This window comes from Stenotrophomonas nematodicola (assembly GCF_009467805.1).
Lineage (GTDB): Bacteria > Pseudomonadota > Gammaproteobacteria > Xanthomonadales > Xanthomonadaceae > Stenotrophomonas > Stenotrophomonas nematodicola.
The window spans coordinates 167,951-185,700 of record NZ_WIAY01000005.1; the positions used below are offsets into that span (position 1 = coordinate 167,951).

Annotated in this window: 18 protein-coding genes; 8 read left to right on the top strand and 10 right to left on the bottom strand. The window is 67.8% G+C overall.

Features of this window, described 5'->3' with window-relative positions; translation table 11 throughout:
- Positions 1 to 12: 12 nt before the first annotated feature.
- Entirely contained in the window at positions 13 to 1,272 is a 1,260-nt protein-coding gene (locus GDJ08_RS15275; RefSeq protein ID WP_153165238.1) for a DUF418 domain-containing protein, read from the bottom strand.
- Positions 1,273 to 1,360: 88 nt separating this feature from the next.
- Positions 1,361 to 1,840: an FKBP-type peptidyl-prolyl cis-trans isomerase gene (locus tag GDJ08_RS15280; RefSeq protein ID WP_026070739.1), complete on the bottom strand. Its 480-nt coding sequence runs from the start codon at positions 1,838 to 1,840 to the stop codon at positions 1,361 to 1,363.
- A 110-nt stretch (positions 1,841 to 1,950) separates the two neighbouring features.
- Between GDJ08_RS15280 and GDJ08_RS15285 the strand changes: the two genes are divergently transcribed.
- The 3 genes from GDJ08_RS15285 (at position 1,951) to GDJ08_RS15295 (ending at position 4,986) form a co-directional block, all read left to right on the top strand.
- Positions 1,951 to 2,493 carry a C40 family peptidase gene (locus tag GDJ08_RS15285; RefSeq protein WP_026070738.1) on the top strand — a complete coding sequence of 181 codons (543 nt, stop codon included), beginning with the start codon at positions 1,951 to 1,953 and terminating at the stop codon, positions 2,491 to 2,493.
- Positions 2,494 to 2,624: 131 nt separating this feature from the next.
- Entirely contained in the window at positions 2,625 to 3,395 is a 771-nt protein-coding gene (locus GDJ08_RS15290; RefSeq protein WP_017355805.1) for a C40 family peptidase, read from the top strand.
- A gap of 247 nt (positions 3,396 to 3,642) precedes the next feature.
- On the top strand, positions 3,643 to 4,986 hold the full coding sequence (locus GDJ08_RS15295) for a sigma-54 interaction domain-containing protein (RefSeq protein WP_153165195.1): 1,344 nt from the start codon (positions 3,643 to 3,645) through the stop codon (positions 4,984 to 4,986).
- Between the two features lie 19 nt (positions 4,987 to 5,005).
- On the opposite strand, the gene GDJ08_RS15300 is transcribed toward GDJ08_RS15295, so the two are convergent.
- The 7 genes from GDJ08_RS15300 to GDJ08_RS15330 form a co-directional block, all read right to left on the bottom strand.
- A complete protein-coding gene (locus tag GDJ08_RS15300) occupies positions 5,006 to 6,316 on the bottom strand; it encodes a hypothetical protein (protein ID WP_017355803.1) in 1,311 nt (436 codons plus the stop codon).
- Positions 6,317 to 6,361: 45 nt separating this feature from the next.
- Positions 6,362 to 7,123: a hypothetical protein gene (locus tag GDJ08_RS15305; RefSeq protein WP_153165196.1), complete on the bottom strand. Its 762-nt coding sequence runs from the start codon at positions 7,121 to 7,123 to the stop codon at positions 6,362 to 6,364.
- Positions 7,124 to 7,132: 9 nt separating this feature from the next.
- Positions 7,133 to 7,843, bottom strand: coding sequence for a C39 family peptidase (locus GDJ08_RS15310; RefSeq protein WP_136003169.1), 711 nt, complete (start codon positions 7,841 to 7,843; stop codon positions 7,133 to 7,135).
- A gap of 134 nt (positions 7,844 to 7,977) precedes the next feature.
- Entirely contained in the window at positions 7,978 to 9,411 is a 1,434-nt protein-coding gene (locus GDJ08_RS15315; RefSeq protein WP_153165197.1) for an adhesin, read from the bottom strand.
- Between the two features lie 44 nt (positions 9,412 to 9,455).
- Positions 9,456 to 10,094 carry a hypothetical protein gene (locus tag GDJ08_RS15320; protein ID WP_229296535.1) on the bottom strand — a complete coding sequence of 213 codons (639 nt, stop codon included), beginning with the start codon at positions 10,092 to 10,094 and terminating at the stop codon, positions 9,456 to 9,458.
- Positions 10,091 to 10,621 (bottom strand): hypothetical protein, encoded by a 531-nt coding sequence (locus GDJ08_RS15325; protein WP_153165198.1) that lies wholly within the window; start codon positions 10,619 to 10,621, stop codon positions 10,091 to 10,093. The genes GDJ08_RS15320 and GDJ08_RS15325 overlap by 4 nt, the downstream gene beginning before the upstream one ends.
- Positions 10,622 to 10,977: 356 nt before the next feature.
- A complete protein-coding gene (locus tag GDJ08_RS15330) occupies positions 10,978 to 12,306 on the bottom strand; it encodes a dicarboxylate/amino acid:cation symporter (RefSeq protein ID WP_017355798.1) in 1,329 nt (442 codons plus the stop codon).
- Between the two features lie 149 nt (positions 12,307 to 12,455).
- Between GDJ08_RS15330 and GDJ08_RS15335 the strand changes: the two genes are divergently transcribed.
- The 5 genes from GDJ08_RS15335 to GDJ08_RS15355 are packed head-to-tail and all read left to right on the top strand — an operon-like array spanning position 12,456 to position 17,257.
- Complete coding sequence (locus GDJ08_RS15335) at positions 12,456 to 14,168, top strand: alkaline phosphatase (RefSeq protein WP_153165199.1); 1,713 nt, start codon at positions 12,456 to 12,458, stop codon at positions 14,166 to 14,168.
- The gene (locus tag GDJ08_RS15340) at positions 14,168 to 14,737 is read left to right on the top strand and encodes a WG repeat-containing protein (protein WP_229296536.1); all 570 of its coding nucleotides are present in this window, start codon (positions 14,168 to 14,170) and stop codon (positions 14,735 to 14,737) included. The genes GDJ08_RS15335 and GDJ08_RS15340 overlap by 1 nt, the downstream gene beginning before the upstream one ends.
- A 56-nt stretch (positions 14,738 to 14,793) precedes the next feature.
- Positions 14,794 to 16,092, top strand: a complete 1,299-nt coding sequence (tilS, locus tag GDJ08_RS15345) for a tRNA lysidine(34) synthetase TilS (RefSeq protein ID WP_153165200.1) — start codon at positions 14,794 to 14,796, stop codon at positions 16,090 to 16,092.
- A gap of 36 nt (positions 16,093 to 16,128) precedes the next feature.
- Complete coding sequence (locus tag GDJ08_RS15350) at positions 16,129 to 16,389, top strand: exodeoxyribonuclease VII small subunit (protein WP_136003164.1); 261 nt, start codon at positions 16,129 to 16,131, stop codon at positions 16,387 to 16,389.
- Positions 16,379 to 17,257, top strand: coding sequence for a polyprenyl synthetase family protein (locus GDJ08_RS15355; protein WP_017355124.1), 879 nt, complete (start codon positions 16,379 to 16,381; stop codon positions 17,255 to 17,257). Before GDJ08_RS15350 ends, GDJ08_RS15355 begins: the two co-directional genes overlap by 11 nt.
- Positions 17,258 to 17,364: 107 nt before the next feature.
- Here the strand turns inward: GDJ08_RS15355 and GDJ08_RS15360 are convergent, their stop codons facing one another.
- Positions 17,365 to 17,748 carry a DUF4870 domain-containing protein gene (locus tag GDJ08_RS15360; RefSeq protein WP_017355123.1) on the bottom strand — a complete coding sequence of 128 codons (384 nt, stop codon included), beginning with the start codon at positions 17,746 to 17,748 and terminating at the stop codon, positions 17,365 to 17,367.
- Positions 17,749 to 17,750 lie beyond the last annotated feature (2 nt).

Sequence of the window (17,750 nt, forward strand, 5' to 3'; positions counted from 1 at the left end):
ACGATGCCGGGCTCACGCGCGCGCGTCGCCTCGGCGCAGGGGCGGCCACTGCAGGTAGGTCATGGCGCGCCACACCCATTCCAGCGGACCGAAACGGAAGTGCCGCAGCCACCAATGGCTGACGAGTACCTGCACGCCGAACAACGCCAGCGCGAACGGCACCTGCCACAGCCGCGGCACCTGCTCGAACAGGCCCAGGCCGTATCCGTAGAAGATCCACGTGCAGACCAGCGACTGGCCGATGTAGTGGGTGAGCGCCATCCGCCCCACCGGCGCCAGCCAGTGCAGCCGATCGCGCACGCGCACGACCCAGGCCAGGTAGCCCAGGCACATCAGCAGGCTGGCCACCGACGACAGCGCGTAGGCCGCCCCACTGGCCGGCGTGAATGTGCCCGGCGCCAGATACGGCACCCAGTACGCACTCACCAGCATCAGCGCCAGCCCCACCGGCAGCGCGACCCAGCGCAGCGCCGCGTACAGGCCGGCGAAACGTGCCGGCTCGGCCAGTGCGCCGCTGCGCGCGAACCAGCTGCCGATCAGGAACATGCCCAGCACTTCCGGCCCGACGATCATGATGCCCGACAGCATCGCGCCAAGGTCGCTGAAACGCTGCGCGACGGCCTGGCTCCAACTGCCGTAGCCATACGCCTGCCGCTGCAGTTCGATGGTCTGCTGGGCCTGCAGCATCGCTTCGCGCGTCTGCCCGCCCGGATCGCCACTGGCAACCAATGCGCCCATCAGCGCGCCCATCAGCAGCAAGAGCACGGCCGCAAGCAGGTAGCTGCCCACACCCATCACCGGCAGCCAGCTGCGCGGCGCCTCGCGGCAGGCCAGCAGCGGCAGCGAGATCAACGCGTACATCACCAGGATGTCGCCGGACCACACCAGCAGTGCATGGCACAGGCCGATCAGCAGCAGCGCGGCGCTGCGACGCAGGTAGAAAGGGGTGAATTCGCGGCCGGCGGCCGCCGCACGCTGCGCCATCACCGAGAAGCCGGCGCCGAACAGCAGCGAGAACAGGGTGAAGAATTTGCCCTGGACGAGCACGTAAATGGCCGCGTCGGTCCAGTAGTCGGCACCCTGCCAGTGCGGATCGATGCTGGTGAAGGACAGATCCAGCGGACCGCTGAGCGCTTCGATGTTCATCAGCAGAATGCCCAGCAGGGCGAAACCGCGCAGGATGTCGATCACCGCGATGCGCTCGCCGGCACCGATCGGCTGCAAGGAAGGAGCGGCTGCGTTCACGGGCGTTCCGGGGGCAAGGGCGGACAGTATGGCGCCGCAGACGCGGCATGGCGGCGCCGCAGACGCAAACGGCCCGCCGAAGCGGGCCGTTGCGGTACAGCGCGTTGGCGGAAAATCAGTGCTGGTGGCCGCCGTCGCCGTGCACGTGGCCGTGCTCGATTTCTTCCTTGCTGGCTTCGCGCACTTCAACGATCTCCACATCGAAGTGCAGATCCTTGCCGGCCATCGGGTGGTTCAGGTCGACGTCGACCACGCTCATGCCGACCTTCTGCACGGTGACCGCGCGCGGGCCGAAGTTGGTCTGCAGCACGACCTGCTGGCCCGGCACCAGGCGGGTGGTACCGAAGTGCTTCTTGGGCACGCGCTGGCTCAGGCCGTCACGGCGCTCGCCGTAGGCATCGGCCGCCTTCACGTCGACAGCGAAGGTCGCACCGGCTTCCTTGTCCATCATGGCGTTTTCCAGGCCCGGGATGATGTTGCCGTGGCCGATCAGGATCGCCAGCGGATCACGATCCCTGGAGCTCTCGATCGGCTCCTGGCCGAGTTCCGAGACGGTGTAATGGAAACGGACGACGCGGTCTTTTTCGATCTTCATGCGCAACTCTGTCTGGGACTGCCATCGGGCAGACGGGTGAGGCGGGTTGTCGCCCGCCGGATACGCCGCCATGATGACGGCCATCTAAGGTGGCGCATTATCCGGACAACATGCAGCTGACGCCAGTTTCGCCCGCAACCCGCCTGCCCGTCCGCCGGGCGCTGGCCCTGCTCGCGGTCGCCCTGCTCGCCGGTTGCGGTGGCGGCAAGGCGGTCCGTCCCTCGTCCCCGCCCGCCGCCAGCCAGGTCTGGCCCACAGTGGCACCGAGCGACCCGGCGGCGGCCAACGCCGTGCTGATGCGCGCCATCGGTCTGGTCGGCACCCCGTATCGCTACGGCGGCAACACGCCCGAGTCCGGCTTCGACTGCAGCGGCCTGGTCGCCTACGTGTACAGGGAAATGCTGGACCTGCGCCTGCCGCGCACCTCGCGCGACCTGGCTGCCGTCCAAGGGCCGAAGATCGACCCGCAGCGGCTGGCGCCGGGCGATCTGGTCTTCTTCGGCAGCCGCGGCAGCGTCTCGCACGTCGGCATTTATGTGGGTGAAGGGCGGTTTGTCCACGCCCCCAGCACCGGTGGAACGGTGCGGCTGGATTCGCTCGGTGGCGCGTACTGGAAGGACCATTACACGGGGGCGAAACGTGTCCTGCACTAAGCTGAACAGGGGCAAGGTCCAAATTTGTGACGAATATCACGCCAAGTAAAACGAAAATTTAACGGAATTTGTACCAAATCACAGGTCTTACACGGCATGATCACCCATCGTTTTTATTCAGTGACCGCCGCGTGACGACAGACGACCTGACTTGCAAAGGCCAGACCGCCGCTTCCCGGCGAAGCGCCCGACCCGCCCTCCTCGCTTTCGCGCTCTGCCTGGCCAGCCTTCCGGCCTGGGCCCAGACCGCTCCGACGACCGGCTCCGAGGCTGCTGCACCCGCCGTCACCGCTACCCCCGATTCCACCGCGCCGGCCCGTCCCAAGGCTGAAGCGCCGGCCCGCAGCAAGGCCGATGCCGCTGCCAGCGCCACCCTCGCCGCCCTGCTTCCGCACCTGGCGGCCAACGACACCATTCCCCTGATGGACCGCTCGGCGATGGTCGCCGGCGATCTGAGCCGCCTGCTCGCCAATTACGATGCCAGCACCGGCGCCGTGGTCGGCAGCGCCGCCGACAACGGCAAGGTGCAGTCCCTGCTGCGCCGCGCGATGACCCTGCTGGGCACCCCGTACCGCTGGGGCGGCACCTCGCCGGACAGCGGCTTCGACTGCAGCGGCCTGGTCGGTTACGTGTTCCGTACCGCCCTGGGCATCGAACTGCCGCGCGTCTCGCGCGAGATGGCCCATGACGGCGAGGCCGAACTGATCAACGACCGCAACGCTCTGGCAGCCGGCGACCTGGTGTTCTTCGGCCGCAAGGGCCGGGTCGACCACGTCGGCATCTATGTCGGTGAAGGCCGCTTCCTGCACGCCCCCAGCACCGGCAAGGACGTCCGTGTGGACAGCCTGGTCACGGGTTACTGGAGCGCCAAGTTCATGCAGGCCCGTCGCGTCGAGCTCTGAGCCTGCCGCCACCGCCCGCCGGGAAAGCCGCTGCCTTGCAGCGGCTTTTTTTTGGTTTCCGAACCGGCCCTTGCCGCTGGCCGGTACCGCCGCCAACCGGCGTTGTTCCTTCTGTCGTGCAGGCATTCTTCGCTGGCGATCTCCCCGTGCCAAACGCCGGGGAGTAGCGGACCGGGCGTGGGGCGGCACGTTCGGAGCACCCGTCCAGGACCTGATGCCGCCCCTGTTCTTCTCGACAAGGTGACGCATGGCGGCAGTCCCTGAATTCCCGGCCCGGTGTGTGATCTGGTTTGGGCGCCCCCTGGCCAACGAACGTGCCGCGCTGGCGGCGGCAGGCTGGCAGGTCCGGGGCGTGGCGCCCGAGCAGTGCGCCAGCATCGGCATGCGTGGCAGCGACCAGATCGTCGGTCTGCTCGACCTGCGCGATGGCGTGCCGGCCCAACTGGCCCCTCTGCAGCAGTTGCTGGTGGAGCATCGCCACATGAGCCTGCTGGCGATCGTTCCCTCCACCGGGCTGCCCCCCTCGCCGGCCCTGGACGCGCTGCTGGAGGCCTGCGTGGCCACCTATCGTGCCCCGGTGGACATGCCGCACCTGGTGCTGCGCCTGCAGGAACTCGCCGACGGCGACGGCGACGGCGCGCGCAGCGGACCCGGTCCACAGGCACTGATCGGCGACAGTGCGGTGCTGCAGGTCACCCGCGCGGCGCTGCGCAAGTTCGCGCCGGTGGAGCTGCCGGTGCTGATCACCGGCGAAACCGGTACTGGCAAGGAACTGGCCGCGCAGGCGTTGCATGCGTTGTCGCCCCGCCACGCGCACCCGTTCATGGCGGTCAACTGCGGGGCCATCCCGGCCGCCTTGGTGCAGTCGGAACTGTTCGGGCACGAGCGCGGTGCCTTCACGGGCGCGGCAGCGCGGCGGCTCGGCCTGTTCGAAACCGCCAATGGCGGCACGGTGCTGCTGGATGAGATCGGAGACCTGCCGTTGGACGCACAGACCAGCCTGCTGCGTGTGCTGCAGGAAGGCACGGTCGAACGCGTGGGCAGCAACCGCCCGCTGGCCGTGGACGTGCGCGTGCTTGCCGCCACCCATGTGGATCTGGAAACGGCGGTGGAACAGGGCCGGTTCCGCCGCGATCTGTTCTACCGGCTCAACGTGCTGCGGCTGCCGTTGCCCCCCCTGCGCGAGCGCGGCAGCGACATCGTGCTGCTGGCCCGTCACTTCTTGGACAGCTTCCGCCACCGCCATGCCACCCGCGCGCGCGGCTTCAGCGCCGACGCATTGCGTGCGCTTGAGCGCTTCCACTGGCCGGGCAATGTCCGCGAGCTGCTCAACCGCGTGCAGCGCGCGGCGATCGTCGCCGAAACCGAGCTGATCAGCGCCACCGACCTGGAGCTGGGGCAGCCGCTGCTGCCGACCGCGCACCGCGGCCTGCACGACGCCCGCCAGGTGGCCGAGCGTGAAACGCTGCTGCATGCGCTGCGCCAGAGCGACTTCAACATCAGCGCCTGTGCCCGCACGATGCAGGTCTCGCGGGTCACCATCTACCGCCTGTGTCGCAAGCACCAGCTGGCCCTGCCGGAACTGCGGTAGGGCCTGGCGTCGAGATGCCTTACAGCATGTACGGCACCTTGAACGCCAAGGTGAAGTCCGGCGCGTCCGGCGTCAGGCCGATGCCGAGCAGGCTCACCAGCGTGGTGTTCTGATTGAGCGCATAGGTGATGCCGAGGTTGAGCGTGCCGGCATTGGCGTCGCTGCCGATCACCTTCAGCCACTGGCCGTTGCGATACCGCGTAGAGGCGCGCGCACTGAGTTTGTCGCTGAAGGAGATGCTGAGGCTGGTGCGCTCATTGAATGCGAAGGCGACGCCGGCACCGAAGTAGTACGAGCCGCCGAGCTTCACGTCGCCGGGGTTGACCGTATCCGGATTGGCATCGATGTCGTCGAAACTGCGCGGGAAGGAATGGATGTAGCCGATGTTGGCGAACAGGATCGCCGGATCGGCGGTCTTCACCGCCGACAGGCCCACGTTGGCCTGCCACACGCCATTGCCGGTGGGCTGCTGCTCGGGGACCGCAAAGCGGATGAAGTCGTCGTCATCGCGTTCCAGCACCTTCCAGTCCAACCCGTACGGCGCACGCCCGGTGGGCGCGGTGGCCCCCACGGTCAGCACCGTCTCCGGCCACCGCCCGTGTTCGGAAAACAGCTTGTAATTGGCGCTGACGCCGATATCGCCGATTCCGTTGCCGGTGGTTTCCTCCTGCGCGATCGCCGCGGCCGAGCCACCGGCACCGCCCTTCTGGAAGACCGTCTTTCGCGCCAGGTAGGGCACGTCCATGTTCAAGGTCAGGCGCGGGCTGACACCCCAGCGCGCGGCCAGGTTGTAGGTCAGCGTGTCGGACTCCACGTTCTCGATGGCGATGTTGCCGAGGAAGATCGCATCCAGGGCAAGGAAGCCGTTGAGGCTGAGCTGCTTGCGATCGTAGCGGGCGTAGGTGAGGCTGTTTTCCAGGGTGAAGCGACGGCTGAACAACGCGGCCTGCTGCTGCTTGACGTCATCCACGCTGCGCCGCGATTCCTGTTTGGCCTGCCGCGCCTCTTCGGCGCTGCTCGCATAGCCCTCGCCGCCCACCGGTGCCGCCGGTGTGCCGGCAGGCAGTGGCGGGGGTGCCGCAGCACCCGCCGCCGCGACCGGTGCGGTCTTGCCGGTCAGGCGTGCCTGCATCGCCTGGACCTGCATGTCCAGCTCGCGCAACCGCCGCACTTCCTGGGCGTAATTCGCCTTCAGGGTTTCCAGCTGCGCCATCAGTGCCTTCACGTCGGCCTGGTCGTTGCCGGCTGGCTGCTGCGCGTGCGCGCCCGCCGCTGCCATCAGTGCCAGCGCCGCCAGCGCCAGCGGTGTTGCCCGTATCGAAGTGTGCATTGCCTTGGCCCACGGTTGTGTTGTCGCCCCCTTGCCGGTCCTGCCTTACTGGCCCGGCCCCATGCCTACACCCCGTACCAGCGTCATCGCCTGGGCCACGTTCTGGCTCAGCGGGACGTTGTTGACCAGGGACTGCCTGACCAGATCGATCTGCAGGCGATTGCTCACCGCCTGGCCGTCGCTGCTGAGCGCGATGCTCTGGCCGACGCTGCCGTTGCGGATCCACTGCTGCACCGCGCCGGCGCCCTCGATCTGCAACTGCACCTTGGCGCTGTTGCCGTCCAGCTGGGCAATGGCACTGACCCCATCGCGCTGCAGTGAGGCCACGTGCGCGCTGTCGCTACCGGCCGGCGGCGCAACGCCGTCACGCACGGTCAGCCGGGTGGCATTGCTGGCCTGGTTGCCGTCGCCGGCGACCTGGATGGTCTGGCTGAGTCCGGCCACGTTATGCAGGCCACTGGCATCGATGCTGCGACCGGTGGTGACCGGCAGCGGAGCATCGGCGGCGGTAACGCTGACGCTGGGCGCGAAGGTGATACGCGGGGTGCTGCCCTGGGTGAAGTCCATGCCCAGTTTCAGCGCGCTCTGCGCCGACTGGCCGCCGGCGGTCTGCCACTGCGAGATCATGGTGACGCCGAACCAGGCCACTGTATTGCCACCGACGGTGTAGCGTCCCCGCATGAGGTTCAATTCCGGATCGGGGATCTCGCTCAGTCCCTTGCCGGGCCGGCTTTCGTCGGCATGCGCCGGTGCCATGCCGAGCACGGCCAGCAGCACCACGCCGGGCGTCCACGTTGCGATGTTCATGTTGACTCCTTAAAACAGGTCGGCATGGGTGAATCCGAAGTCGACCAGTTCCGCGTCGGTGATCGGGCCCTGCCGGGCATACAGCGAACGCGCACTGGGCCGTTCGCCAGGCTGCAGCAGCACCGTGTTGCGATCGAAATCACTGCCGATCACGACAAACACGGCGCGCGACGGCCACGCCTTGAGAAATTCACTGACGGGCAGGCTGCGGTTGCCCAGGATCGGGTCGGCCACGTCCACCACATCGCCACGGACCTGCTTGAGGACCACGAAGTGACGGAACCCGCGTACGTCCATCAGCACCAGTCCAGGCACGCGCAGCGATCGCAACCGCTCTTCGTTGACGCGGTAGCCGCGCCCGCGCATGCCCATCGATTCCACATAACGTTTGATGTCCAGCAGCGAGAATCCGCGCTGGTGCACCAGTTGGGGGTCCGACACCCCCATCATCCCTTCGATCACCGTGCCTTCGTCCGCCTCCAGGTGGTAGGCGTAGCGCAGGATCGTGGCCAGCGCCGCCGCGCCGCAGCTGTAGTCGGTGTGCTGCCGCACGATGTTGCGGAAGCGCCGTTCCTGCATGCTTTCCACACGCTGGGTCAGCACCGCCCCATTGGGCAGCACGCCACTGAAGCCGACATCGCCGGCGCGTACCGCGCCCATCGGCAGCATCAGCAGCGACAACGCCCACACCAGCATCCAGATGCGAAAACGGTTGGACATTGCCTTCTCCGGCTCAGGAAGGAGCCCCTGCCCCGAAAGGGGGAGAAGGGACAGGGGCTCCCGGGGAGCCCGGCCATTGGCGGATGGCCGGGTTTGTTGCGCTCAACGCGTACTGCTTGCGAAAACGGACAGACTTACTCGCCGGTGCCGCCGCCACCGCCGCCGGTGGAGGGTTGCGCCACGGCCAGCGCCAGGCTGTTGGCCTGCAGGTTGCCGGTACCCGCCGACACGTTCACCCCGATGTTGCCGGAGGCATTGGAGAACGCACTGCCGGACAGGGCCGCGGTGTTGGTTGCATTCACCGCCACCCAGCGGGTGGTGGAGACGGTGCCGCTCAGGCTCGCGTACAGGTCGGCCACGCCCAGTTCGACGAACTGGCTGGTGCCGCTCTCGTCGGTATCGAAGGCGATACCGCCCACACCCTGGCGATTCGGATTCGCCGTCGCGTTCTGGATGTCGTTATCCATGTCGATGTGGCCCGTTGCATTGCCACTCGGATGGTCCAGCTCGCCATTCCACGTATCCAGGTAGTAGTTGTCCTTCTGGTAGGCGTTGCCGGTACCGCTGTAGCGGCCCGCACCCACCGCGAGGGTCCCACCGGCGACACGGCCGCGCAGGCTCACGTCCACGGTATCGGTCATGCGCTGCAGATAGCCGGCATTGCTGACGGTATTGCCGCTGGAGACCTGGTTGGAGCTGATGCTCGAGGTGGCATAGGCCGCGGTGGCCACCGAGGCGGCGAGCGCGTTCTTCTGCTCGTTGTTGTTGCCGGAGGTGGCATTGACGCCGATGTTGCCGGACGCACCGCTGAAGGCATTGCCGCCCAGGCCCGCCGCGTTGGTCACGCCGGAGTTGAGGGTCGTGTTGCCTGCGCCGTACTGGTTGACGAACACTTCGGCGTCGGCCATGCCGAAGCTGAAGGACGCATCAGCCGCAGACAGCGATGCGGCGTTGTCCTGGGCATTGTTGTCGCCGGCGGCAACGTTGAAGCCGAGGTTGCCGGACGCATCGGCGCCGACGTCATCGGCGATCGAAGCGCTGTTGGTCACCAGGCTGTTGCCCGCCATGTTGTTGGTGACCGACTGGCGGTTGTCGATGATGGCGATGGCGGCCGAGTCCAGGTCGATCGAGCCGGTGATCTCCGGATCGCCGGAGAAGTTGATGTCCGAGCTCAGACGCAGATCCTTCTCCAGGTTCACGTCCACGCCGTGGTTGTTCTTTTCCTTGCGCTCGTCGGCCTGGATGTTGCTGGTCTTGTTGACGTCTTCGTTGACCGTTACATCGCGGTTGCGGGTGACGTCTTCGTTGACGGTGGTGTTGGTGGTGGTGTTGGTGTTGCGGGTGTTGTTCCAGGTCCGGTTCCAGGTCCGCGAATCGGTGTTGGTGTTGGTTTCGGTGTTGGTTTCGGTGTTGGTGTTGGTGCGGGTCTCGCTCACATTGTGCAGGTGATTGATGTTCGCGCTCTGGTTCTGGTTGTCACGGTCATTGCCCCAGCCGTTGGCGCCGGCCGTGGCCGATGCCGCAGCGATGGCGACTGCGAGTACGGTCCGCTTCATGGTGGTGTTCATGGTGCCCTCTCTCTCATCACAGACAATCGGGTGGATGTGACTACTCACGGGGTGGACTGCACCGAGATGCTCAGTTGATTTGCGGTGGCGTTGCCGGATCCCGCGATCTGATTGAGTTGCAGGACGCCGTCGAAACCCTGCAGTGCGGTTGCTTCCACCGCCACCCTGCGGGTTCCAGCCGGCCGGCCGTCGTTGACGGTCGCCTGCCCCCCTGCTGACGCGAGCGCACCCGACGCGGCCAGAGCCTCGTCGGTGGTTTCGCGTATGCCCTGTTGCGCCAGCGTCGCGGTCACGACGTTGAGCGTCGCGTTGCCGTTGCCGCTGGCCTGATTGATCGATGCGACGCCGCTGGCGCCGCGCAGTGCCTGTCCGCCGATGCTCGCGCTGGCATCCATCGGGCCGTCGGCGAGCACGCGGTCGCCGGTCTGGCGCTGCTGTGCCTGGACGGCAACACTGGCGCGCTGCCCGTTGGCGATGCCGATGAGGTTGGCCTGCTGGTTGAGATCGCCGGCCACCATGTTCACGCTCATCGCACCGTTGGCGCCGGCCAGCGCACGGCCGTCCATGCGGCTGTGGTTGAGGTAGGACAGCATCGCGGCGTAATCGTCGCCGGACTGCGCCGCGGCGACAGCCGGAACGATCAGCGCGAGCGCCAGCGCACTGCCCCGCAGCCAGGCGCTCATTTGCCGGGTCCGCCTGCAGGCTGGCCGAGCGGGAACTGCGCCAGCGCGCCCCGCACCTGGTCGCCGATGCCGCGCGTGGCATTGCCCACCGCGCCCATTGAGCCGCTGATGGTGTTGCTGAACTGACCGCCGGACAGCATGCCGTTGTCGGTGACCTTGCCCAGTGTGTTGTTGACGGTCTGGCCGGTCACGCGTTCGATCGTGGTCGACCCGTGGGCGGCGCCTGCGCCGGTATTGGACCCGAGCGAGGCATAGTCGTCGTCGCTGAGTTCATCCATCCCGGTCGAGGTGCCCAGCGCCTGGCCGACTTCGCGACGGGGCGACGGCTCGGCAATCAGGGCGATCCCGGGCGGTGCGGGACGATACGCCGGCCGGGTGGACACATCGCGCAGCAGCACGATTTCACCCGGCTGGGCCTTCACTCCCTGACGTGCGCCGGAGGCCGTGGCGGCCAGCGGCAGTACCATCACTGCGGCCAGCCACCAGGGGCTGAAGCGCGGTGTCCTGCGTGCGGCGATGCTGTCCATGGCGAACTCCCGAAAACATGCGCAGGGACATCGCAGCAATCGTGCCAAGTCCAGCAGGCCCGTACGACAAGGCCTTGCCGGCGTTCGCACGCGGCAGCCGCTTCATCGGTGTTACAGCCGCGTGGGAAAATCGTTGCCTGAACGTGCGCGGGGACAGGCGGTGCGCCCCGCAGCGTCAACGGTGGCGGGCCTGTATCAACGCTGTTACACCCCCCTGATACACCGCGTTACGGTGCGTGGTCAGCGAGGAGAGAAGGAGCATCCATCAGATTCGGGCGGCAGGCGGTGTCCGCCCCACACAGACAGGGCCGGCAGATGCCGGCCCTGTGCGACGTGCCCATCCGCACGGTGTGCGATCAGGACGGGCGTTCTTCGCCCTCGTCCACACCCAGGTTGGTCGACGGGTTGTCGTAGACCGCACGATCCAGCAACCCGGTTTCCTTGGCCACCAGGACCGGCACCAGCATCTGCCCGGTCACGTTCGTCATCGTCCGCATCATGTCCAGGATGCGATCGATCGCGTAGAGGTAGCCGATCGTCTCCAGCGGCAGGTTCGCCGCGCTCAGCACCACCGTCGCCATCACGACCGCCGTGCCCGGCACGCCCGCGGTCCCGAAGCTGCCCAGCACCGAGGCGATCAACACCACGATGTACTGCTCCGGCGTCAGCGGCACGCCCGTGTACTGGGCGATGAACACCGCGCACAGCGCCGGATAGATCGCCCCGCAGCCGTCCATCTTGATGCTCGCGCCCAGCGGCACCGCGAACGAGGCGTAGTCCTTGTTGACGCCCAGGTTGTGCGTGATCGAGCGCATCGCCGCCGGCATCGCCGCGAAACTGGACGAACTCACGAACGCCACCTGCATGCCCGGTGCAGCCCCCCGGAAGAACTTCAGCGGATTCAGACCGTGTGCCAGCAGCAGGCTCCCATAGACCACCACGATGTGCAGCGCACAGGCCACGTACAGCGCCAGGACGAAATTGCCCAGCGGCAGCAGTTTCTCGAACCCGTAGCTGCCGACGAGCCCGGCGATCAGGCCGAACGTTCCCAGCGGCGTGATCTCCAGCACGAAGCGCGTCACCTGGATCATGATGTCGCTCAGCTGACCGGTCAGCTTGCGCGCCTCGGCCACCTTGTCGCCCAGCTTCACCATCGCAAAGCCGAGCAGGCCCGCGAAGAAGATCACCGGCAGGATCGACCCGCGCCCGGCAGCGAGCACCGTCTCACCGGCGGCATTCACCTTGGTGCCGATGCCGGTCAGCGCATAGAACACATTGGACGGCACCACGTCCATGAGCACCTTCACGATGCTCGGCACCTCCCGTGGCGTGTAGCCGTGGTCCATGCTCAGACTGAGGTTGCCGGTGCCCGGCTGCATCAGCGTGCCTACCGCCAGGCCGACGCACACCGCCAACGCCGCCGTGATGATGAACCACAGGAACGTCCGCCCGCCCAGCGCCGCCACCGACTTCTGCCCGTGCAGCGATGAAATGGCATTGATCACCGCGAAGAACACCAGCGGCACCGCAATCATCTTGATCAGCGTGACATACAGATCACCAAGCGGACCGAACCAGGTTTCCGCCGCCGGCCCAAGCAACCAGCCGGCCAGCGCACCCAGCACGAAGCCGCCCAGCACACGTTGCCAGAACGGAATCCGCAACCACGCAGAGACCAGCTTCATGAGCATTCCAGAGAGGATTTGACAGCTGGGCACGATAGCCCAAGCCGGCGCCCGGAACGAGGTGTGGACAGAAAATCAGCGTGTCATCGGCGTGCCTTGCGCCGTTCTGCATAATGAACGCCCGATTCACCTGTGAGATATGCCTGTCCATGTCCCGTTCCACGTCCCTGGTGGTGGCCATCGCCACCACGCTGCTGCTCGGCGCCTGTGCCACCCCCGCCTCTACCTCCCGCAACGGCCCGGCCGCCATCCAGGTCGATGTGCCGCCCGTGGCCCATCCTGCCGGTGAAACCCCGCAGTGGTGGTACCGCAGCGGGGCTGCCCGCGCGGCCGGCAACGGGGCCATGCAGGGGCGGGCCAGGAACGTGATCCTCTTCCTCGGTGATGGCATGAGCCTGACCACCGTCGCGGCCGCACGCATCTTTGAGGGCCAGCGCAACGGCAACCCGGGCGAAGAAAACCTGCTGTCGTGGGAGCGCTTCCCGGCCACCGCATTCAGCAAAACCTACAACACCGACTCGCAGACCCCCGACTCGGCCGGCACCATGACCGCCATCACCACCGGCGTGAAGACCCACATGGGTGCCATCGGCGTCAGCGCCGGCCAGCGCACCGACTGCGCCGACAGCCTGGACAAGGGACTGCTGACCTGGCTGCAGTTGGCCGACAGTGCCGGCATGGCCACCGGCGTGGTCTCCACCGCCCGCCTGACCCACGCCACCCCGGCGGCGACCTATGCCCATTCGCCCGAGCGCAACTGGGAAAACGATACCGACCTGCCCGAGGCCGCCAAGGCAGCCGGCTGCAAGGACATCGCCCAGCAGCTGCTGTCCACGTCGCGGTACGGACGCGGCCCGCTGGTGGCCCTCGGCGGCGGGCGCGGCGAATTCACCACCGTTGAAGAGCGCGACCCCGAGTACGACGACAAGGTCGGCCAGCGGCTGGACGGCCGCAGCCTGGTCACCGAATGGCAGCAGGCCCATCCGCAGGGCGCCTATGTCTGGAACGCCCAACAGCTGCAGGCTGCCGCCAACGCACCGGCAATCCTTGGCCTGTTCGAACCGGACCACATGCGCTATGAGATCGAGCGCAAGGACGACCCGGCCGGCGAACCGAGCCTGGCCGAGCTGACCCGGGCCGCCATCGCCAACCTGTCCCGCCACCAGGAAGGCTACGTGCTGATGGTCGAAGGCGCGCGTATCGACCACGCCAACCACAGCGGCAACGCCTACCGTGCCCTGAGCGACACCGTGGCCCTCTCCGATGCCGTGCGCGCCGCCGTCGACGCGACGTCCGACCAGGACACCCTGATCATCGTCACCGCCGACCACTCGCACACGCTGAACTTCGTCGGCTACCCGGCGCGCGGCAATCCGATCCTCGGCAAGGTCAAGGACAAGGGCGGCGAAGATGGTTCCGGTGCGCTCGACGTCGCCCGCGACGGCCTCGGCCTGCCTTACACAACGCTGAGCTATGCCAATGGTCCCGGCTACACCGGCACCACCAACCAGCAGCCGGCCGGCCCCAAGACCTACCCGCACAACCCCAGCAGCTTCGAGGCAGCCACCGGCCGGCCGGACCTGTCCCATGTGGATACCGAACACCCCGACTACATGCAGGAAGCACTGGTTCCGAGCAAGAGCGAAACCCACGGCGGCGAAGACGTCGGCATCTGGGCGCGCGGCCCCGGCAGCAAGGCCATCCGCGGCACGATGGAGCAGAACGCCATCTATCACATGATCGTCCAGGCCACCCCGCGCCTGCGCGAGCGGCTGTGTGCGGCCGGCACCTGCGATGCCAAGGGCGTACCGGTGAACCTGCCGACGCCAGCGGCCTTCGAGCGCAAGGCCGGGGCGCCCTGATGACGGGCACCCCGCATCCGGCACGCCGCAGGCGCCACGCGCGGCGCCTGCGGCTGCCCGCCAGCCTGCTCGCCAGCCTGCTCGCATGCGTTGCAGCGCATGCCCAGGCGCCGGAGTGCAAGGTACTCACCCAGGAACACGGGCTGTGGATGCTGCCCGGCTGCACCCTGGAGACAGGCAGCCCCCGCATCGAGGAACAGACGCTGGCCCAGCTCGATTACGACGACGACGGACTGGCGGTCGTGTGGGCCGGCGACAGCTTCCATTACGTCAACCGGCAGGGCCGCACCCAGGCGGTCATCACGTGGGACAACGGTCCGGACCCGCTCGCTGAAGGCCTGATGCGCGGCCGCGTCGGCGCACGCATCGGCTACTTCGATGCCCGCCTGGGGCAGGCCTTCCCGGCCACCTTCGACTTCGGCTGGCCGTTCACCGACGGCATCGCGCAGGTCTGCAACGGCTGCCGCCGCGGCCCGGCCGACGCCCAGGGCCACATCCCGATGGAGGGCGGGGAGTGGTTCCACATCGACCGCCAGGGACGCCGCGTTCCCGCTCCCGCCACGCCATGACGGGCGCACATGGCGGCGATGACCGCCAGACCCGATACTGCCGGCCTGCCTGAGCCATGCCGGACCCGATGCCGATCGACCTGCCCGTTTCTCCCGACACCCCCACTCCGGTGCTGGTCGGCTTCAGTGGAGGGCTGGATTCGACCGTCCTGCTGCACTGGCTGGCGGCGATGCCCGCACAGCGCGCGGCCGGGCTGCGCGCGCTGCACGTCCACCACGGCCTGCAGGCCGCCGCCGATGGCTGGGTCGACCACTGCCGGGCCATCTGCGCCGATTGGGAGATTCCGCTGCAGGTGATCCATGTCGATGTGGCGCGCGACAGCGGCCAGGGATTGGAAGCGGCCGCCCGCAACGCACGCCGCGACGCCTTCGCCCATGCCCTGCGCCCCGGCGAGCGCCTGGCGCTGGCCCACCATCGCGACGACCAGGCCGAGACTTTCCTGCTGCGTGCGCTGCGCGGCTCGGGCGTGGATGGGCTGGCGGCGATCCAGGCCCATGCCGGGTTCGCTGCCGGTTCGGTCTGGCGCCCGCTGCTGCAGGTGCCGCGCAGCGCCCTGCTCGACCACGCCCGCACGCACGGCCTGCACTGGATCGACGACCCCAGCAATGCGCGCGACGATGCCGACCGCAATTTCCTGCGCCTGCACGTGATGCCGCTGCTGCAGCAACGCTGGCCACAGGCCGATGCCGCGTTCGCGCGCAGCGCCGCACTGTGCGCGCAGTCGCAGCGGTTGCTGGACAGCACCGATCGCGACGCGCTGCGACGTTGCCTGATCGCCCCGGGGGTGATGTCCATCACCCCGCTGCAACGGCTGCCTGCCGAGCGCCGGGCGCGCCTGCTGCGGCGCTGGGTGCGCAACAGCGGGTTGCCGCCGCTGCCGGCCGCAGGCGTGGACGCGATCGAGCAGGACCTGCTGCCTGCCGCACCGGACGCCGATGCGCAGTTCGCCTGGCAGGGCGCACGCATCCGTCGCTGGCGCGGTGAGCTGCACCTGCTCTCCGTTACCCTGGCCCTGCCCCCGCACTGGAGCGTGCACTGGGACGGGCGGGCAGTGCTGGCGCTGCCCGACGGTGGCCAATTGGCGCTGCTCGGCGCCGCACGCCTGCCCACGCCGGTCCAGGTCCGTGCGCGGCGGGGCGGCGAACGCATCCAGTTGCCCGGCCGCACCCATTCACACGCGCTCAAAGACCTGCTGCAGCAGCGTGGACTGCCACCGTGGCAGCGCCGCCAGCTGCCGCTGCTGTTCCAGGACGACACGCTCGTTGCCGCTGGCGACCGGGTGATCGCCGCAACGCTGCAGCAGTGGCTGGATGAACACCACGCCCACCTGCAGTGGACGCCGGGCAGCGCGTGAATTGACCCCACCGGGCGCGCGCATCACACTTGCGGCATGCCCAAGAAGTCCCCCAACGAAACCTCCCCGGTCGCCCACTTCGAGCAGTCGCTGGAAGAACTCGAGCACCTGGTGGAGAAGATGGAAACCGGCGAGATGAGCCTGGAACAGTCGCTCAGCGCCTACGAACGTGGTGTGGGCCTGTACCGCCAGTGCCAGCAGGCGCTGGAACAGGCCGAACTGCGCGTGCGCCTGCTCCGCGATCCGGCCCAGCCGGACGCGGCCGACAGCTTCGATCCGCCCGGCCATGACGGTTGAGTCCACGTTCGCGCGATGGCGCGACCGCATTGAAAGCCAGCTCGACGCCAGCCTGCCTTCTCCGGAATCCTCGCCGCAGCGCCTGCACCAGGCGATGCGTTACGCCGTGCTCGGCGGTGGCAAGCGGATGCGCCCGCTGCTGGTCTACGCCAGTGGGCGGATATTTGGCGCGGACGAACACGCGCTGGATGCGCCGGCCGCGGCGGTCGAGCTGATCCACGCCTATTCGCTGGTCCATGACGACCTGCCGGCGATGGATGACGACGCGCTGCGCCGCGGTCGCCCCACCACGCATATCGCCTTCGACGAAGCGACCGCGATCCTGGCCGGCGATGCGCTGCAGACCCGTGCCTTCGGGCTGCTTGCCGATGCCGCACTGCCGGCGCTGCTGCGCGTGCACTGCCTGCAGGCGCTGACCCATGCATCCGGCGCCGCAGGCATGTGCGGCGGCCAGGCACTCGACATCGACGCCACCGGCCATGCACAGCCGCTGGAGGCGCTGCAGCGCATGCATGCACTGAAGACCGGCGCGCTGATCCGCGCGGCCGTGCGGATGGGCGCGCTGTGCGGCGATGCACCGCAGACCGACCTGCTGCAGCTCGACGATTTCGCCAACGCGCTCGGCCTGGCGTTCCAGGTGCGCGACGATATCCTCGATGTCGAAGCCAGCTCCGAGCAGCTCGGCAAGACCGCCGGCAAGGACCAGGCACAGGAAAAATCGACGTTCCCCGCGCTGCTCGGCATGGAGGGTGCCAAGGCCGAACTGGCTGCACTCAGCGCGCGCATGCACGACAGCCTGGCCGGCTACGACGACCGCGCCGATGCATTGCGTGCCCTGGGACGGCTGGCGGTCGAGCGCAATCATTGATGTGAAGCCCGGCGATGCCGGGCCTTTCGTTACCGGGAAGAACACAAAAAAAACGCCCGGCAGTGCCGGGCGTTTTCCTTGGGACCGCCGCGCGTGCAGCGGGCCGCTTACTTCACCAGACGCAGCGCGAACGGGTAGCGGTAGGCTTCGCCGTTGTTCGCCTTCACGGCTGCGATGATGCAGAAGACCAGATTCAGGATGCCGACCAGCGGCGCCAGCAGGCCGCCGATGATCACGATCATCAGCACGAAGCAGATCAGCATCGCGATGGTGATGGTGATCTGGAAATTCAGCGCTTCCTTGGCCTGGTCGTTGACGAATGCCTTGCTGCTGTCGTCCTTGTTGACCAGCCAGATGATCAGCGGGCCGATGAACCAGGTGAAGATGCCCAGCAGGTGCGCGGCCAGCGCCATCGTGCGCTGGTCGCTCGGCACCGGATCGGTGTGGGCCGGCGGCGGCGGCGGGGCGGTGACGTTGTCGAATTCGCTCACGT

Excerpts from the sequence above, each read along its gene's own strand:
- GDJ08_RS15280 (WP_026070739.1), bottom strand. The coding sequence starts at position 1,840 with ATGAAGATCGAAAAAGACCGCGTCGTCCGTTTCCATTACACCGTCTCG.
- GDJ08_RS15285 (WP_026070738.1), top strand. The coding sequence starts at position 1,951 with ATGCAGCTGACGCCAGTTTCGCCCGCAACCCGCCTGCCCGTCCGCCGG.
- GDJ08_RS15295 (WP_153165195.1), top strand. The coding sequence starts at position 3,643 with ATGGCGGCAGTCCCTGAATTCCCGGCCCGGTGTGTGATCTGGTTTGGG.
- GDJ08_RS15300 (WP_017355803.1), bottom strand. The coding sequence starts at position 6,316 with ATGCACACTTCGATACGGGCAACACCGCTGGCGCTGGCGGCGCTGGCA.
- GDJ08_RS15305 (WP_153165196.1), bottom strand. The coding sequence starts at position 7,123 with ATGAACATCGCAACGTGGACGCCCGGCGTGGTGCTGCTGGCCGTGCTC.
- GDJ08_RS15310 (WP_136003169.1), bottom strand. The coding sequence starts at position 7,843 with ATGTCCAACCGTTTTCGCATCTGGATGCTGGTGTGGGCGTTGTCGCTG.
- GDJ08_RS15315 (WP_153165197.1), bottom strand. The coding sequence starts at position 9,411 with ATGAACACCACCATGAAGCGGACCGTACTCGCAGTCGCCATCGCTGCG.
- GDJ08_RS15320 (WP_229296535.1), bottom strand. The coding sequence starts at position 10,094 with ATGAGCGCCTGGCTGCGGGGCAGTGCGCTGGCGCTCGCGCTGATCGTT.
- GDJ08_RS15325 (WP_153165198.1), bottom strand. The coding sequence starts at position 10,621 with ATGGACAGCATCGCCGCACGCAGGACACCGCGCTTCAGCCCCTGGTGG.
- GDJ08_RS15330 (WP_017355798.1), bottom strand. The coding sequence starts at position 12,306 with ATGAAGCTGGTCTCTGCGTGGTTGCGGATTCCGTTCTGGCAACGTGTG.
- GDJ08_RS15335 (WP_153165199.1), top strand. The coding sequence starts at position 12,456 with ATGTCCCGTTCCACGTCCCTGGTGGTGGCCATCGCCACCACGCTGCTG.
- GDJ08_RS15340 (WP_229296536.1), top strand. The coding sequence starts at position 14,168 with ATGACGGGCACCCCGCATCCGGCACGCCGCAGGCGCCACGCGCGGCGC.
- tilS (WP_153165200.1), top strand. The coding sequence starts at position 14,794 with ATGCCGGACCCGATGCCGATCGACCTGCCCGTTTCTCCCGACACCCCC.
- GDJ08_RS15350 (WP_136003164.1), top strand. The coding sequence starts at position 16,129 with ATGCCCAAGAAGTCCCCCAACGAAACCTCCCCGGTCGCCCACTTCGAG.
- GDJ08_RS15355 (WP_017355124.1), top strand. The coding sequence starts at position 16,379 with ATGACGGTTGAGTCCACGTTCGCGCGATGGCGCGACCGCATTGAAAGC.